The sequence below is a fragment of the bacterium genome, assembly GCA_035308905.1.
In the GTDB taxonomy this organism is placed as follows: Bacteria; Sysuimicrobiota; Sysuimicrobiia; order Sysuimicrobiales; family Segetimicrobiaceae; genus DASSJF01.
In genome coordinates this window covers 25,466-41,419 of sequence record DATGFS010000008.1, presented here as the reverse complement: position 1 = coordinate 41,419, position 15,954 = coordinate 25,466, and the positions used below count along the sequence as shown (strand labels likewise).

The following is a 15,954-nucleotide window of genomic DNA, read 5'->3' as shown; positions in this document are numbered from 1 at the left end:
GCGTGATGCAGGAGGCCGAGGCCGTCGTTATCGGGGGAGGCGTCCACGGCGCGAGCGTCGCGTATCACCTTGCCAAGGCCGGCAGGCAGGTCGCGCTGTTGGAACGGCGCACCATCGGGGCGGGGTCATCCGGGGCGTCGGGGGGCATCATTCGCTGCCACTACTCCAACCCGTCGATGGTCCGGCTGGCGCACCGGGCGGCCCAGCTGTGGCCGCGGCTCGCGGATGAACTGGGATCGCCGGTCGACTACGTGTGCAACGGGTTCGTCGCGGTCGTCGGCGCCGCCGACGCGGCGAACATGCGGCGGGTCGTGGAGATGCAGCGGCACGCCGGCGTGGACGCCGAGCTGATCGGTCCCGACGAGGTCCACCGCTGGATCCCCGGGTTCGCCCGCGACGGCCTGGCGCTCGCCGCCTACGAGGGGGAGGCCGGGTACGCCGATCCCTACGCGACCGCCACGGCGTTTGCGAACAAGGCGCGGGAACTCGGCGCGGCGATCTATTCGGGGGTCGCGGTGCTCGACATCATCAGCAACGGCGCGGTCTCCGCAGTCGCAACCGACCACGGCTCGATTCGCACGCCGCTCGTAGTCAATTGCGCGGGCGCGTGGGCGCCGCGGATCGCCCGGATGGTCGGAGTGACACTGCCCGTCAGGCCGGGCCTGCTCCAGATGGTCGCGTTCAACCCGCAGTACGGCGGGTGGACGCGGACCAGTCCCACGTGGATCGACGTCACCACCATGACATATTGCCGGCCGGACGCGATGGGCCTCATGCTCGCCGGCGGGGGTTCGGCCGAGAACACCGAGTTGGAGACAGAGGCGCCCGATCTGGACGCCGACCCGCCTCGGCCGTCCATGATGTTCGAGGCGGAGATCCACGATAATCTCGTCCGCCGCTGCCCGTGGGCGGAGCGGATGTCCCGCGTCCGCTCGTGGTCCGGACCGGACGGCATCAGCCCGGACTTCCACCTCATCTTCGGGCCGGTGCCCGGGGTCCGCGGCTACCTGCAGGTCGTGGGCGGCAGCGGCAACTCGTTCAAGCTCTGCCCGGCCACGGGCGAAGCCATCGCGGAATACGTCACGACCGGCCGCTGCTCGCACGTCGACCTCGAGGCGTTCAGCATCACGCGCTTCGCGGAGCACCGCGAATTCCGCGGCGGATACCGGATGCACATCACCGGCTGAATACCGCCGCCCCTCCTCGCGGCCGCCCCGCCACCGAACCCCTGCGTTTGCATCATCTCAATTGAGCCGGACGCTTCATTGTCTTTCCCGGCCGCGGCTTCCATAGTGAGGATCAACCGACCGGTTGGTCGGGTCCCGCGTGATTCGTGCACCCAACGCGATCGGGGGGGCCCCGATGGGAATGACCATGGCGGAGAAAATCCTCGCCCGCGCCTCCGGCCAGACCGCGGTGGTCCCCGGCCAGTTCGTCACGGGCCGTGTCGATATGGCCCTCCTCCACGACATCTTTGCGGTTCCGGTCTTCGAGATGCTCCGGCAGTCGGGTTTTTCGTCGGTGTGGGACAGCGCCCGCGTGATTGTCGTGCTGGATCACCTGGTGCCCGCGCCGTCGGTGGCTGCGGCCGAGGTGCACCGCCGCATCCGCGAGTTCGTCCGCGAGTTTGAGATTCTGCATTTCTTCGACGCCGGGAACGGCATCTGCCATCAGCTCGTCGCCGAGGGGGGCCTGGCGCAGCCCGGGCAGCTGCTTCTCGGCACCGACTCGCATACGACGACCGCCGGCGCCCTCGGGATCGGTGGCACCGGCATCGGGACCTCCGAGATGGCGTACGTCCTGGCCACCGGGGAGTTGTGGTTTCAGGTTCCGTCGACGATTCGCGTCGACCTGGCCGGCCGGCTGGCCGCGGGCGTGATGTGGAAGGACGTGGTGTTGGAGCTCGCCGGGCAGATCGGCACCGACGGCGCCCAGTACCAGGCGCTGGAATTCGGCGGGCCGGCGGCCGGCGACGTCGACATCGCCGGCCGTCTGACGATCGCCAACATGGCCGTCGAGCTCGGCGCGAAGTTCGGCCTGTTTCCGGCGGATGGGGCGACCGTCCGGCACTTTCGCCGGCGCGACATCGGCGTGGACGCGTTCGGCCCCGATGCGGACGCGCGGTACGCGCGCGCGGTGCGCCTCGACCTGGAGCCTCTGGGCCCGCGGGTCGCACTGCCGCACGCCGTCGACCACGTGAAGCCCGTCCAGGCGGTCGAAGGCGTGACGATCCATCAAGCGTTCATCGGTTCGTGCACGAACGGCCGCCTCGAGGATCTGCGTGTCGCGGCCCGGATCCTCGCGGGCCACCGCGTCCATCCGCGCACGCGCCTCTTGGTGGCCCCCGCGTCCTCGCAGATCGAGCGAGACGCGATGTCGGAGGGGCTGCTCGAGACCCTCGTCGACGCCGGCGCGCTGCTGATGCCGGCCGGCTGCGGGCCGTGCTTCGGCGGGCACGGCGGGGTGCTGGCGGCCGGCGAGCGCTGCATCGGGACGCACAACCGCAACTTCTCCGGGCGGATGGGCAGTCCGCAGGCGGAGATCTTCCTGGCGTCGCCCGCGACGGTGGCCGCGAGCGCCGTCCGCGGCCGGATCACGGATCCCCGCCGCATGCTCTCCCCCTTGCCGGAGCGGCGATGAACACCGGCGCGCCGGGCCTGCGCATTGCCGGCCGGGCGTGGCGCTTCGGCGACGATATCAGCACCGACGCGCTCTCTCCCGGCGCCTACGCGGTCGCCCCGCCCGCCGTCCGCGCGGCGCACACCCTGGAAGCGGTCAATCCGCGCTTCGCCGCGGAGGTGCGCCCCGGGGACGTGGTCGTGGCCGGACGGAACTTCGGCTGCGGCAGCAGCCGTGAGACGGCGCCGGAAGGGCTCAAGGCGCTCGGGGTCGGGTGCGTCGTCGCAGCGTCGTTCGCCCGCCTCTTTCTACGGAACGCCGTCGCCATCGGGCTGCCGGCGCTGCCGTGCGCGGATGCCGCGGCAGCCGTCGCCGACGGCGACGGCCTCGAGATCGATCTCGAGGCGGGAATCGTCCGCAACCTCGCCACCGGTGCCGTCGTGCGCGGCCGGCCGCTCGCACCGCCGATGCTGGACGTCCTGCGGGCCGGAGGGATCGGCCCGCTGCTCCGCCGGCGCGCGGGCGGCGCCCGGGACCGGGCATGATCTGGAACCCCGGCGCGGAGACCGTCGATCGCGCGGCGCTCCGCGTGGGGCAGGGCGAGCGGCTGCGCGCGACCGTCGCGCGCGTCGCCGAGGCGGTGCCGTTCTACCGCGCGCGCCTCGAGGCGGCGGGCGTCCGGGCGGCGGAGATCCGCGGCGTCGACGACCTCACCCGCATCCCGTTCACCACGAAGGACGATCTCCGGCGCTCGTATCCGTTCGGCCTGCTCGCGTGCCCGCGCGAGCAGGTCGCGGAGTTCCATTGCTCGTCGGGCACGACGGGGACGCCGACGGCGGCCGCGTACACGCGCCGCGATTGGGAGACGTGGGGCGAGACGATGGCGCGCTGCCTCGCCGGCGGCGGCGTGGGGCGCGGCGACGTCATCCAGAACGCGTTCGGCTACGGATTGTTTACCGGCGGGCTCGGCTTTCACTACGGCGCGCAGCACCTCGGGGCGGCGGTGCTGCCGGCTTCGTCCGGCAACACCGCGCGTCAGGTGCGCCTCCTGCGCGAGTTCAGGGTCACGGTGCTGTGCTGCACGCCGTCGTACGCCCTGCACATCGCCGAGGCGATCGACGCGTCGGGCGGGCCGCCCCCCGCGCTGCGGTGCGGCGCGTTCGGCGCGGAGCCCTGGTCCGAAGCGGCGCGCGCGGAGATCGAGCGCCGCCTCGGGATCCGCGCGTCCGACATCTACGGACTCAGCGAGGTGATCGGGCCGGGAGTCGCGGCGGAGTGCGAGGCGAGGAACGGGCTGCACGTGCAGGAGGACCACTTCTTCCCCGAGGTGATCGATCCGGCCACCGGCGCGCCGCTGCCGCCGGGCATGTCCGGAGAGCTGGTGCTCACCACGCTGACCAAGGAGGCGGCGCCGCTGCTTCGGTACCGGACCGGCGACGTCACCTCGCTCGATCCGCGGCCCTGCGCGTGCGGCCGCACGCTCGTCCGCATGGCCCGCGTCGGCGGCCGGATCGACGACATGTTGATCGTCCGCGGAGTCAACCTGTTCCCGTCGGACATCGAATCGGTGCTGCTGCGCATTCCGGATCTCACGCCGCACTATCAGATCGTCATCGACCGGCCGCGGGCGCTCGACGTGCTGCGGGTCCAGGTGGAAAGCCGCTGCGCGGCGCCCGGAGAGAGTCAGGCCCTCGCGCGGCGCGCGGAAAGCGCCCTGCGGGCGAGCCTCGGACTCTCCGCCGTCGTCGCCGTGCTGCCGCCGGGTGAGATTCCGCGAAGCGAGGGCAAGGCGCTCCGGGTCATCGACCGGCGTTCCGGGAGGGGAGGGCCATGATCAAATCGGTGGACCTGATCTACGACTGGAACACCGTGGGCCAGCGTCCGCGCCGGCCGCGGGGCCTCCTCGAGATCAACGACGAGACGCTGCGCGACGGGCTGCAGAGCCCCTCGGTCCGGCAGCCGTCGCCGGAGCAGAAGCGCCGGATCCTGCATCTCATGGACGATCTCGGGATCTCCAGCGTGAATCTCGGGTACCCGGGCGCCGGCCGGCAGGCGCTGGAAGACGTCGTCGCCCTGGCGCGCGAAATCCGCGCGCACCGGCTGCGGCTCCGCGCGAACTGCGCCGGCCGGACCACCGAGGCCGACATCGTCCCGATCGCGGAGGCCCAGCAGCGGAGCGGGGTCGCGATCGAAGCCGCGATCTTCCTCGGGAGCAGTCCGATTCGCCAGTACGTCGAGGGCTGGGACATCGAGTTTCTCGTCCGCACGGCCGAGACCGCGGTCTCCCACGCGCGGCGGCTGGGGCTCGACGTGATGTTCGTCACCGAGGACACCACCCGCGCCCGCCCCGACGACCTGCGGCGTCTCTATACGGCCGCGGTGGCGGCCGGGGCCGCGCGGATCTGCGTGGCCGACACGGTCGGACACGCCATGCCGTGGGGGGCCTGGCGGCTCGTCCGGTTCGTGCGCCGCGTGGTCGGCGACGAGGTCGCCATCGATTGGCACGGCCACCGCGACCGCGGGCTCGACGTGATCAACGCCCTCGTCGCGGCCGAGGCCGGGGCGGACCGGCTGCACGCCTGCGCGTTGGGGATCGGCGAGCGCGTCGGCAACACCAGCATGGAGCAGCTGCTCGTGAATCTCCGGCTGCTCGACTGGATGGGCTGGGCCGAGGTCGATCTCCATGCGCTCCCCGAGTACTGCCGGGCCGTCGCCGACGCCGTGGCGCTGCCCGTGCTTCCCAACTGTCCCATCGTCGGCAAGGACGCGTTCGAGACGAGCAGCGGGGTGCACGCGGCGGCGATCCTCAAGGCCCTGCACCGGGACGACCGCTGGCTCGCCGACCGGGTGTACAGCAGCGTGCCGGCCGAGGACATCGGCCGCGAGCAGCGGCTCACCGTCGGGCCCATGAGCGGCCAGGCCAACGTGATGCACTGGTTCGAGCAGCACCGCATCGCGCCGCACCCGGAGCTGGTGCGCCGCGTGCTCGACTGCGCCAAGGCGAGCACGCACGTCCTGCGCGACGAAGAGATCTTCGCGCTCGTGGCGTCGCGCGCGTCGTGATGGACGCGGCGGTGCGCGACGCGCATCCCGGGACCGCGCCGGCCCGGCGTGTGCTCCTCGGCAACCAAGCCGTGGCGCAGGGCGCCTACGAGGCCGGCGTGACGGTGGCGGCCGGGTATCCCGGTACGCCCAGCACCGAGATCCTGGAAGCGCTGGCGCGGTGCGACGGGGTCTACGTCGAGTGGTCGTCCAACGAGAAGGTCGCCCTCGACGTGGCGCTCGGCGCGTCCCTCGGCGGAGCCCGCGCGCTGGCCGCGATGAAGCACGTCGGCCTCAACGTGGCCGCGGACACGCTGCTCGCCGCGGCCTACACCGGCGTGGGGGCCGGTCTGGTCGTCGTCTCCGCCGACGATCCCGGCATGCACAGTTCTCAGAACGAGCAGGACAACCGTCTCTACGCCCGGTTCGCGGGCATTCCGCTCCTGGAGCCGGCGGATTCCGCGGACGCCAAGGCCTTCACCGCCGCGGCGTTCGAGCTCAGCGAAGCCTACGACACTCCGGTCATGCTGCGGACGACCACCCGCATCAGCCACGGGAGCGGCGTCGTCGAGATCGGCGGGCGGCGGACGCCGGCCAGGCCCGGCTTCCGCCGGGACCCGGCCAAGTACGTCCTGCTCCCGGCGCACGCGCGGGCGCGCCATCCCATCCTGCTCGAGCGGCTGGCCCGGCTTGAGGAGGAGGCGAATATCTCGCCCCTCAACGCCGTCGAGCTGCGCGATCCCCGCGTCGGCGTCGTCACGGGCGGCATCGCCGCGCAGTACGTGCGCGACGCGCTGCCAGAGGCGAGCGTGCTGCGGCTCGGCTTTTCGTTTCCGCTTCCGCTCCGGCGCATTCGGGATTTTGCCGCCGCGGTCGACCGGCTCTTCGTCGTCGAGGAACTCGAGCCGATCGTCGAAGACGCCCTGCGGGCGGCCGGGCTGCGGGTGGAGGGCAAGGCATATTTCCCGCGGACCGGCGAGCTGACGCCCGACCTGGTTCGCGAAGGCTTCGCGCGCGCGGGGGTGCTGGACGCGGCCGCACCGTCTCCCGTGCCGGTGGTCCGCGCCACTCCCCGGCCTCCGGTCCTCTGCCCCGGGTGTCCGCACACGGTCCCGTTCATGGCGCTGCGGCAACTCGGGGCCGTCGTCGCAGGGGACATCGGCTGCTACACACTGGCGGCGCTGCCGCCGCTCGCGGCGATCGACACGACGCTCGCGATGGGCTCGAGCATCGGGATGGCGATCGGCCTTGCGCGGTCCGGCGCGCGGGGCGGCCCGGTGGTGGCCGCGCTCGGCGACTCGACGTTCCTGCATTCCGGCATGTCCGCCCTGCTGGACGCGGTCTACAACCGCACGCCGATCACCGTCCTGATCCTCGACAACGGCACGACCGCGATGACGGGCGGGCAGCCGCACCCGGCGACCGGCCGGACGATCCGGGGCGACGCGGCGGCGCGCACCGATCTGGTGGCCCTGTGCCGGTCCTTGGGCGTGCAGTGGATCCGGGTGGTGGACCCGTACGATATCGGCGCCACCCATCGCGCGCTCGAGGCGGCCGTCGCGCATCCCGGGGTGTCGGTTGTCATCACCAACCGTCCGTGTGTCGAAGCGCCCGTGAAGATCCGCCGGCCGCCGTTCACGGTGGCCGGGGAGGCCTGCAACGCCTGCCAGGCGTGCATGGCGATGGGGTGCCCGGCGCTCCTCTGGACCGATGAGTCCTACGAGGGGCGATTCAAGGTCTCGATCGATCCGGCGTTGTGTTCCGGATGCGCGATCTGCCCGCAGCTGTGTCCCACCGGCGCCATCGTGATGAGTCCGCGCGAACCGGCCCCACGCGGCCGCGACGGAGCGTCCCCCGATGCCTAGCACACGCAGCGTCCTCATCGTCGGCGTCGGCGGTCAGGGGGTCGTGCTCGCCGGCAACATCCTGGCCGATGTGGCCCTCGCCGCGGGCTTCGACGTGAAGAAGAGCGAGGTCCACGGCATGTCCAAGCGGGGCGGGATCGTGTTCAGTCACGTCCGCTACGGCGCGGCGGTGCACAGCCCGCTCATCGGCGTCGGCGAAGCCGACGCGCTGGTGGCGCTCGAGTGGGCGGAAGGGCTCCGGTGGCGGTCCTATCTGCGCCCCGACGGCGTGTTCATCTCCGGTACGGCGCAGATCGTCCCCCCCGCGGCCCACCTCGACCACCGCCGCTGGGCGCGCGCCTACCCCGCGTTCGACCGCGCGGTCCTCGCGGATCACCGCGGACCCGTGCACACGGTCGATGCCCTAGCCGTGGCCCGCGGCGCGGGCTCCGCCAGCCTGACGAACACGGTGCTGCTCGGCGTGCTCGCCGTCCATCTCGAGCTCCCGCGCGATGCGTGGGAGGAGACGATCGTTCGCCACGTGCCGGCGCGGACGGCGGAGATGAACGTGCGTGCGTTCCGCGAGGGTCTCGCGCTCGCGCCGGCGCGGCCGGCCGCACCGGCTTCGATGTCATCGTTGCCGGCCGCGTCAACGTCGTGGTCGCCCGCCGCGGAGGTCGAGATCGCCGCCGCGTGGTGCAAGGGGTGCGACATCTGCGTGCGGGTGTGTCCCGAGCACTGCCTCCGGCTGAACGCCCGCGCGATCGCCGAGGTTGCCGACCCCGCCGCCTGCACCGGGTGCCGGCTGTGCGAGTATCTCTGTCCCGACTTCGCGGTCACTGTGCGCCGCCGCCCGGCCGCGGCCTCCGCGGGAGGGACGCCGTGAACCAGACTCCGCAGCTCCTGCAGGGCAACGCGGCGTGCGCGGCCGGGGCGATCGCGGCCGGCTGCCGCTTCTACGCCGGGTATCCGATCACGCCGTCGTCGGAGATCGCCGAAGGGATGGCCCGGCGGCTTCCCGCCGCCGGCGGTGTGTTCGTGCAGATGGAAGACGAGATCGCGTCGCTCGCCGCCGTGATCGGCGCGTCCCTCGGCGGACTGCGGGCCATGACCGCGACAAGCGGGCCGGGATTCTCGCTCATGCAGGAGCACATCGGCTTCGCCGCGATGGCCGAGGTGCCGTGCGTGATCGTGAACGTCATGCGCGGCGGGCCGAGCACCGGCCTCCCGACGTCGCCGTCGCAGGGCGACATGATGCAGGTCCGCTGGGGCACCCACGGCGACGTGCCGAGCCTCGTCCTGACGCCGGGCTCGGTGGCCGAGGTGTACGAGCTGACCGTCGCGGCCTTTGCGCTCGCGGAGCGGTTCCGCACGCCGGTGATCGTGCTCTACGACGAGATGCTCGCGCACATGCGCGAGGAGGCGGTGCTGCCCGCGGTGCCGGACGGCGGCGTGCCGGGCCGCCGCCGTCCGGCGGTGCCGCCGGCGCGATACCGGCCGTACGAGGCGGACGCGGACGGCATCGCGCCGATCGCGGACTTCGGGAGCGGCTACCGGTTCCACGTCACCGGTCTTGCGCACGACGATCGCGGCTATCCCACGCAGGATCCCCGCACCGCCGCGGCGCACCAGCGCCGCCGGCTCGACAAGATCGCATCATACCAGAGCGTGGTCGCGCCGGTCCGCACCCTGCAGCTCGACGACGCCGAGGTGGCGATCGTCGCCTGCGGCAGCGCCGCCCGCGCGGCGGAGGAGGCCGTCGGCGAGGCGCGGCGGCGCGGCATCCGCGCGGGGTTGCTGCGCCCGATCGTGCTGTGGCCGTTTCCCGACGAGAGCGTGCGGCGCACCGCGGCGTCCGTCAAGGCGCTCGTGGTGGCCGAGATGAATCTCGGCCAGATCACGCGGGAGGTGGAGCGGGCCGCCGGCGGCCGGGTCCCGGTGGTGCCGTGCCACCGCGCCGACGGCGAGCTGATCGAGCCGGAGCAGATCCTGGCCTGCGTCGAAGCGTTGTGTCCGGCCGGGGCGCGCGTGTGATGGGCGACATCCGCCGCTTCCTGCGTCCGGCGCTGATGCCGCACATTCTCTGTCCCGGCTGCAGCCACGGGATCGTGGCCGGGGCGCTGCTCCGCGCGATCGACCGCCTCGACGTGGCGCAGGATTCGGTCGCGGTCGTGGCCGGCATCGGATGCAGCAGCCGCCTCGTGGGCAGCCTGGATTTCTGCACCCTGCACACGACCCACGGCCGCGCGCCGGCCTTTGCCACGGGCCTGAAACTGGCGCGCCCCGATCTTCACGTGATCGTCCTCACCGGCGACGGCGACGGGCTCGCGATCGGCGGCAACCACCTCATCCACGCCGCGCGCCGGAACATCGATCTGACCTGCGTCCTCTTCAACAACGAGGTGTACGGGATGACCGGCGGGCAGCTGGCGCCGACGACGCCGGGCGGCGCGACCACGACCACGTCGCCGTACGGCAACGTCGAGGCGCCGTTCGACGCGTGCCGCCTGATCGCCGCCGCCGGCGCGACGTTCGTGGGCCGGGGGCTCGCGTACGAGCCGGCGGTGCTGGAAGACCTGTTCCTCCGCGGGCTGCGCCACCCGGGTTTCGCGTTCATCGAGGTGATCAGCGACTGCCCGGAGTTCTACGGCCGGTACAACGGGCTCGGCAGCCCCACCGCGATGCTCTACGGCCAGAAGCGCGCGGCCGCGGCGATCGATGCTCCGCTCGCGTCCGGCGCGTCCACGCTCCTGCACGAGAGCGACGCGGCCCCGGCCGCGGTCCCCCTCGATACCGGCGTGCTGGTCGAGATCGAGCGGCCCGAATTCTGCGCGCGCGTCCGCGCGCTCGCCGCCGGAGGGAAGAGCCGATGAGGCTCGCGATCCGCCTCGGCGGCGCGGGTGGCCATGGGATTGCCCTCGCCGGGTTGATCCTGGCCGAGGCCGCGGTCGCCGCGGGCCGCCGCGTCGTCTGCACGCAGGCGCACGGACCGGAGTCGCGGGGTGGCGCGAGCCGGTCCGACCTGATCATCAGCGATGAGCGCGTGGCCTTCCCGGTTCCCCGGCGGCTCGACGTGCTGGCGGTGCTCACACGGGAAGCGTGGGAACGGTCGCGGCACGCGCTTGCGCCGGAAGGCGTGGCGATCGTGGACGCGGGATGTGTCGCGGGCGCGGAGGGCGAGGCGCGCGAGGCGGCCGCTCCCTACGCGCTGCCGATCCTCGAGACGGCGCGGGCGATCGGAGGATCCACGCGCGGCGCCAACATGGTGATGCTGGGCCTCCTGTGCGAGTTGACCGGGGTCGTGCCGGCCGGGCTCCTCGCGGACGCGGCGGCGCGCCGGGTGCCGGAGGCCTCCCGGACCGCCAACCTCGCGGCGCTCGACGCGGGGCGCAAACTCGCCGCGGCGCGGCGCCGGGATGGCGCGGCCGCGTCATGAGTGCGGCCGTGCGCCGCGGGGCGGCCACGCTGGCGGAGCTGGACGCGGCGCACGCCGCGGGCGCGCACGACGGGCGCCGTCCCGAGGGCATGCGCGCGTCGATCCTCAAGGCGGCCGCGGCTCTGTTCCGCCGTCAGGGCTTCGAGCGCACGACGGTTCAAAGCATCGCGGACGCGGTGGGTCTCAAGAAGGGATCGCTCTACCACTACATCACCGGCAAGCAGCGGCTGCTCTTCGAGATCCTCCAGCACGCGCTCGAGCACTCCCTGCCGGCGCTCGAGCGCATCGCGTCCAGTCCGTCACCCGCCGCCGCACGGCTCCGCCGGGCGGTGCGGCTGCACATTCTCACGCTGGCGCGCGACCACGACAACGTGGCGTGCTTTCTCGAGGAAGGACGCTGGCTCGCGCCCGAATTCCGCGCCGCGCATCAGGTCACGCGCGATCGCTACGAGGGATGCTACCGCCGCATCATCGCGGACGGCATCGCGGCGGGCGAGTTCGCGCCGACCGACGTGCGGCTGGCGGGATTCGCGGTCCTGGGGATCGTCAACTGGGTCGTCCGCTGGTACCGGCCTGAGGGGCGGCTTCGCGCAGAAGAGATCGCCGAGCGGTTCGGCGACTACGCGGTCGGCCTGCTCGCGGGCGGGAGAGGGGGGCGGGATGGGCGCGCTTGACGGCATCCGCGTCCTCGATCTCTCGCAGGGCGCGGCAGGGCCGATCTGTACGATGCACCTCGGCGACCTCGGCGCGCGGGTCGTGAAGGTCGAACCGCCCGGCGGCGAGTGGGGCCGGGCGCTGGGTCCGCCGTTCGTCGGGGATGTCGCGGCGGCGTTCATCGGGATGAACCGCAACAAGCGCAGCGTCGTCGTCGACCTCAAACGGCCGGGCGGCCGCGATATCGTCGCGCGTCTCGCGGCGCATACCGACGTGCTCGTCGAGAGCTTCCGGCCCGGTGTGATGGTGAGGCTCGGCCTCGGCTATGAGACGCTGGCCGCGGATCATCCCCGGCTCGTGTACTGCGCGATCTCCGCGTTCGGTCAGGACGGGCCCTGGCGCCACCGGCCCGGCGTCGACGGCATCGTCCAGGGCGCGAGCGGCCTCATGAGCGTGACCGGTGAACCGGACGGCGGCCCGGTCAAGGTCGGCGTGCCGGCGGCGGACACCTCCGCGGGATTTCTCGCCGCGCAGGGCGTGCTCGCCGCCCTGTTCGCCCGCGAGCGCACCGGGCGCGGGCAGCGGGTGGACGTGGCGCTGCTCGACGCGCTGCTCGCGTTTCAGACCGTGCCGCTGGCGATGTACCTCGCCTCGGGGAAGCCGCCCGATCGCACCGGCAGCGGCGCGGCGTACGCCGCGCCGAACGAAGCCTTTCCGACGCGCGACGGCTTCATCATGGTGGCCGCGTACACCCCGGAACGATGGGCCGCGTTGTGCGAGGTGCTCGGCCGCCGGGACCTCGCCGCGGACGCCCGATTCGCCTCCAACGAAGCGCGCGTGCGCCACCGTGCCGCGCTGCGTGAGGCGCTGATCCCGATCTTCCGGACCCGGAGCTCGGCGGAGTGGGTATCCACGCTGGACGCCGCCGACATCATCTGCGGCTCTATCGCCACCTATCCGGAAGTGGTCGCCCACCCGCAGGTGCGCCACAACAATATGGTGGTGTCGTTCGAACACCCGCGGCTCGGACGGACGGCCGTGATCGGCAGCCCGCTGCGTCTCAGCGAGACACCGACGGCCGTCACGCGGCCGGCGCCGCTCCCGGGCGAGCACTCCGTGGAGGTGCTCCTGGAGGCAGGGTTTTCGGTTCGAGAGATCGCCGCGGCCGCGGCCGCGGGCGTCGTGCCCGGGCGCGCCGCCCCGGTGCGCGGTCAGGGCGCGGAACCTCCGCGCCGGAGGAGGGAGACACGTGGGCGAAGCCGTGCTGTTTGACCGGCAGGAGACGATCGGCGTGTTGACGCTCAACCGGCCCGAAGCGCTGAACGCGTTGACGGCCGCGATGCTGGATCGGATCGGTGAGGTGCTGGCAGACGTTGCGACCGGCGGCGAGGTGCGGGCGCTGATCCTCGCCGCCGCGGGTGAGAAGGCGTTCTGCGTCGGCGCCGACCTGAAGGCGCGGTCGCAGGAATACCAGCACGACGGCGCCGGCCGCGATCTGCTCGCCGAAGGTGTGCGACGGGTGTTCGGCCAGATCGAGGCGCTCCCGCTGCCGGTGATCGCCGCCCTCCATGGCTACGTACTGGGGGGCGGATTGGAGCTCGCGTTGGCGTGCGACCTGCGGGTGGCGGCGGAGGGGGCCCGGTTCGGGTTCCCGGAGGCCAAAGTCGGCAGCATGCCCGGCGCCGGCGGCACCCAGCGGCTGACGCGCGCGATCGGCGCGGCCCGGGCCAAAGAACTGATGTTCACGGGCGAGCACATCGACGCCGCCGAGGCCTACCGCATCGGCCTCGTCAACCGGCTCGTCCCGCGCGACGGGCTGCTGGAAGGCGCCCGGGCGCTGGCGCGCACCATTGCGTCGCGGGCGCCGCTGTCGATCGCCGCCATCAAGACGGCGGTGCACGTGTGCCACGACGTCAGCCTCGAGGCCGGACTCGCGTTCGAACGCACGGCGCACGCGGTGCTGCGCGGCAGCCGGGACCGCCGTGAGGGCATTCAGGCGTTCGTGGAAAAACGCGAGCCGCATTTCGCCGGGCGATAGAAGGGGGAGCGACGATGGGCGTTCAGGGACGAGTGGCCGTTGTCACCGGAGCCGGGCAGGGAATCGGCGAGGGGATCGCGCGCCACCTGGCCGCCGGGGGCGCCAAGGTGGTGGTCAACGACGTGATCGCCGACCGCGTCCGGCGCGTCGTCGCCGGCCTCGAGGACGCGGACGCGCAGGCCGTCGGGGTGGCCGCGGACATCAGCCGCGCGGCCGGCGCCGCGGAGGTCGTGCGGACGGCGCGCGAGGCCTTCGGGACCGTCGACATCCTCGTCAACAACGCCGGGATCGCCCGCGACCGCTACCTCACCAAGATGTCCGAGGAGGACTGGGACGAAGTGCTCCGCGTGAACCTCAAGTCGTGCTACCTGCTGTGCCGCGAGGCGGTGCCGCTCATGATGGAGCAGCGCCGCGGCCGCATCGTGAGCATCGCGTCGCGGGCCTGGCTCGGCAACCCGGGCCAGGTCAACTACGCGGCGAGCAAGGGCGCCGTGGTCAGCGTGACCCGCACGCTGGCGTTGGAGCTCGGCAAGTTCGGCATCACGGTCAACGCGGTCGCGCCGGCGCTGGTCGACACCCCGTTGTTCCGCGCGCTCAAAGACGACGTCCAGGAGCGTCTGCTCAAGACCGTGCCCGCCGGCCGCATCGGGACCCCCGCCGACATCGCCAACGCGGTGGGGTTCTTCGCGAGCGACGAGGCGTCGTACGTGACCGGACAGCTGCTGTACGTCTGCGGCGGCCGCAGCGTGGGAGCCTACTGACGTGGCGGTCACGACGGCGGCGGTCCCGCTTCGTCCCGGACTCTTCGACGTCGACGCCGGCGGGACGCCCCGGCTCCTCGGGAGCCGCTGCGAGGCATGCGGCGCGCATTTCTTTCCCCGGCGCCGGATCTGCGCCCGGTGCCGCTCCTCGGCGATGACGGCCGTGCCGCTCAGCACGCGCGGCACGCTCTACACGTACACGACGGTGCACCAGTCGACGCCGGCGTTCGCCACGCCGTACGTGCTCGCGTACGCCGATCTTCCGGAGGGCGTGCGCCTCCTGGCGCAGCTGGCGGCTGCGCCCGGTGACGTGCGCATCGGCATGCCGGTGGAGCTGCGGGTCGAACCGGTGGGCGTGAACGCGGAAGGCCGACCGGTGCTGGGCTACCGGTTCCACCCGGCGGCGGAGGCGCGCGATGGCTGACGTGTGGATCGCCGGCGTCGGGATGACGAAGTTCGGCAAGCATCCGGATCGCACCGCGGCGGACCTGGGCGTGGACGCCGTGCTCGACGCGATCGCGGACGCCGGCCTGGATCCCCGCCGCGTCGAGGCGGCGTACTGCGGGCATGTCTTCCAAGGCATGGTGACCGGGCAGCGCGTCCTGGCCGGCGCGGGGCTTGCGGGCATCCCGCTGGTGAACGTGGAGGACGCGTGCAGCAGCGGCGCCGTCGCGATCCGGGAGGCGATGCTGGCCATCCTCGCCGGCGCGCACGACATCGTGCTCGCCGTCGGTGTCGAGCACCTCACGGCCAGGTTTCGCGGCGCGCTCACCCCCGACGAGGACGACATCGAGGGCGCGGTGGGTCTCACCATGCCGGCGATCTACGCGATGCGCGCGCGGCGGCACATGGCCGAGTTCGGCACGACCCGCCGGCAGATCGCGATGGTCTCGGTGAAGAACAAGCGGAACGCCGCCCGCAACCCGCTCGCCCAGATCCGGACGCCGGTCACGCTCGACGAGGTGCTGGCCTCGCGCCCGATCGCGGACCCGCTGTGCCTGCACGATTGTTCGCCGGTGAGCGACGGCGCGGCCGCCGCGGTATTGTGCAGCGACCGCGTGGCGTGCCGGTCCGGGCCGGGGCGGGCGATGCGTCTCGCCGCGTCGGCGCTGCGAACCGGCATCGTCGAGGCCGAGCCGGGATCGATGGCGTTCGAGCCGCTGACCCGGCAGACGGCCTGGGACGCCTACGAGCGTGCCGGTCTGGGACCCGAGGAGATCGATCTCGCGGAGGTCCACGATTGCTTCTCCATCGCCGAAATATTACGCGTCGAGGGCCTGGGCCTCCACGCCGCGGGGACCTATCCCGCGGCGCTCGAGCGCGGCGACGCCGACATCGGCGGCCGCCTGCCGATCAATCCGAGCGGCGGCCTGCTCGGCAAGGGCCATCCGCTCGGCGCGACCGGCGTCGCGCAGGTCGTCGAGATCGTCCGCCAGCTGCGCGGCGCGGCGGGCAGCCGGCAGGTCGAGGGCGCCCGCGTGGGCCTGGCGCACTGCCGCGGCGGCAAGGCGGCGGGCATCGAAGGCGCGGCGTGCACCGTGCAGATCGTGACGACGTAGG

General features: G+C 72.8%; 16 protein-coding genes. All 16 read left to right on the top strand.

Translation table 11 applies throughout. The features are described from left to right. The first annotated feature begins 5 nt into the window (after positions 1 to 5). Entirely contained in the window at positions 6 to 1,187 is a 1,182-nt protein-coding gene (locus VKT83_02500) for an FAD-binding oxidoreductase (GenBank protein HLY21315.1), read from the top strand. A gap of 175 nt (positions 1,188 to 1,362) precedes the next feature. Further along, the gene (locus tag VKT83_02495) at positions 1,363 to 2,640 is read left to right on the top strand and encodes a 3-isopropylmalate dehydratase large subunit (GenBank protein HLY21314.1); all 1,278 of its coding nucleotides are present in this window, start codon (positions 1,363 to 1,365) and stop codon (positions 2,638 to 2,640) included. Then, positions 2,637 to 3,164: a 3-isopropylmalate dehydratase small subunit gene (gene leuD / locus VKT83_02490; GenBank protein HLY21313.1), complete on the top strand. Its 528-nt coding sequence runs from the start codon at positions 2,637 to 2,639 to the stop codon at positions 3,162 to 3,164. The genes VKT83_02495 and leuD overlap by 4 nt, the downstream gene beginning before the upstream one ends. After that, positions 3,161 to 4,453, top strand: coding sequence for a phenylacetate--CoA ligase (locus VKT83_02485; protein HLY21312.1), 1,293 nt, complete (start codon positions 3,161 to 3,163; stop codon positions 4,451 to 4,453). The genes leuD and VKT83_02485 overlap by 4 nt, the downstream gene beginning before the upstream one ends. After that, positions 4,450 to 5,682: a LeuA family protein gene (locus VKT83_02480; GenBank protein ID HLY21311.1), complete on the top strand. Its 1,233-nt coding sequence runs from the start codon at positions 4,450 to 4,452 to the stop codon at positions 5,680 to 5,682. Before VKT83_02485 ends, VKT83_02480 begins: the two co-directional genes overlap by 4 nt. Then, positions 5,682 to 7,526: an indolepyruvate ferredoxin oxidoreductase subunit alpha gene (iorA, locus tag VKT83_02475; GenBank protein HLY21310.1), complete on the top strand. Its 1,845-nt coding sequence runs from the start codon at positions 5,682 to 5,684 to the stop codon at positions 7,524 to 7,526. Before VKT83_02480 ends, iorA begins: the two co-directional genes overlap by 1 nt. Further along, entirely contained in the window at positions 7,519 to 8,391 is an 873-nt protein-coding gene (locus VKT83_02470) for a 2-oxoacid:acceptor oxidoreductase family protein (GenBank protein HLY21309.1), read from the top strand. Before iorA ends, VKT83_02470 begins: the two co-directional genes overlap by 8 nt. After that, positions 8,388 to 9,539 (top strand): 2-oxoacid:acceptor oxidoreductase subunit alpha, encoded by a 1,152-nt coding sequence (locus VKT83_02465; protein HLY21308.1) that lies wholly within the window; start codon positions 8,388 to 8,390, stop codon positions 9,537 to 9,539. Before VKT83_02470 ends, VKT83_02465 begins: the two co-directional genes overlap by 4 nt. Next, entirely contained in the window at positions 9,539 to 10,378 is an 840-nt protein-coding gene (locus VKT83_02460; protein ID HLY21307.1) for a thiamine pyrophosphate-dependent enzyme, read from the top strand. Before VKT83_02465 ends, VKT83_02460 begins: the two co-directional genes overlap by 1 nt. Further along, positions 10,375 to 10,941 (top strand): 2-oxoacid:acceptor oxidoreductase family protein, encoded by a 567-nt coding sequence (locus VKT83_02455; GenBank protein ID HLY21306.1) that lies wholly within the window; start codon positions 10,375 to 10,377, stop codon positions 10,939 to 10,941. Before VKT83_02460 ends, VKT83_02455 begins: the two co-directional genes overlap by 4 nt. After that, positions 10,938 to 11,615, top strand: coding sequence for a TetR/AcrR family transcriptional regulator (locus tag VKT83_02450; protein ID HLY21305.1), 678 nt, complete (start codon positions 10,938 to 10,940; stop codon positions 11,613 to 11,615). Before VKT83_02455 ends, VKT83_02450 begins: the two co-directional genes overlap by 4 nt. Further along, positions 11,602 to 12,867: a CoA transferase gene (locus tag VKT83_02445; GenBank protein ID HLY21304.1), complete on the top strand. Its 1,266-nt coding sequence runs from the start codon at positions 11,602 to 11,604 to the stop codon at positions 12,865 to 12,867. The genes VKT83_02450 and VKT83_02445 overlap by 14 nt, the downstream gene beginning before the upstream one ends. Then, positions 12,845 to 13,633: an enoyl-CoA hydratase-related protein gene (locus VKT83_02440; GenBank protein HLY21303.1), complete on the top strand. Its 789-nt coding sequence runs from the start codon at positions 12,845 to 12,847 to the stop codon at positions 13,631 to 13,633. Before VKT83_02445 ends, VKT83_02440 begins: the two co-directional genes overlap by 23 nt. A 14-nt stretch (positions 13,634 to 13,647) precedes the next feature. After that, positions 13,648 to 14,394, top strand: coding sequence for an SDR family NAD(P)-dependent oxidoreductase (locus VKT83_02435; protein HLY21302.1), 747 nt, complete (start codon positions 13,648 to 13,650; stop codon positions 14,392 to 14,394). A 1-nt stretch (position 14,395) separates the two neighbouring features. Beyond that, on the top strand, positions 14,396 to 14,818 hold the full coding sequence (locus VKT83_02430) for a Zn-ribbon domain-containing OB-fold protein (protein HLY21301.1): 423 nt from the start codon (positions 14,396 to 14,398) through the stop codon (positions 14,816 to 14,818). Then, on the top strand, positions 14,811 to 15,953 hold the full coding sequence (locus VKT83_02425) for a thiolase family protein (protein HLY21300.1): 1,143 nt from the start codon (positions 14,811 to 14,813) through the stop codon (positions 15,951 to 15,953). The genes VKT83_02430 and VKT83_02425 overlap by 8 nt, the downstream gene beginning before the upstream one ends. Position 15,954: the final 1 nt, after the last annotated feature.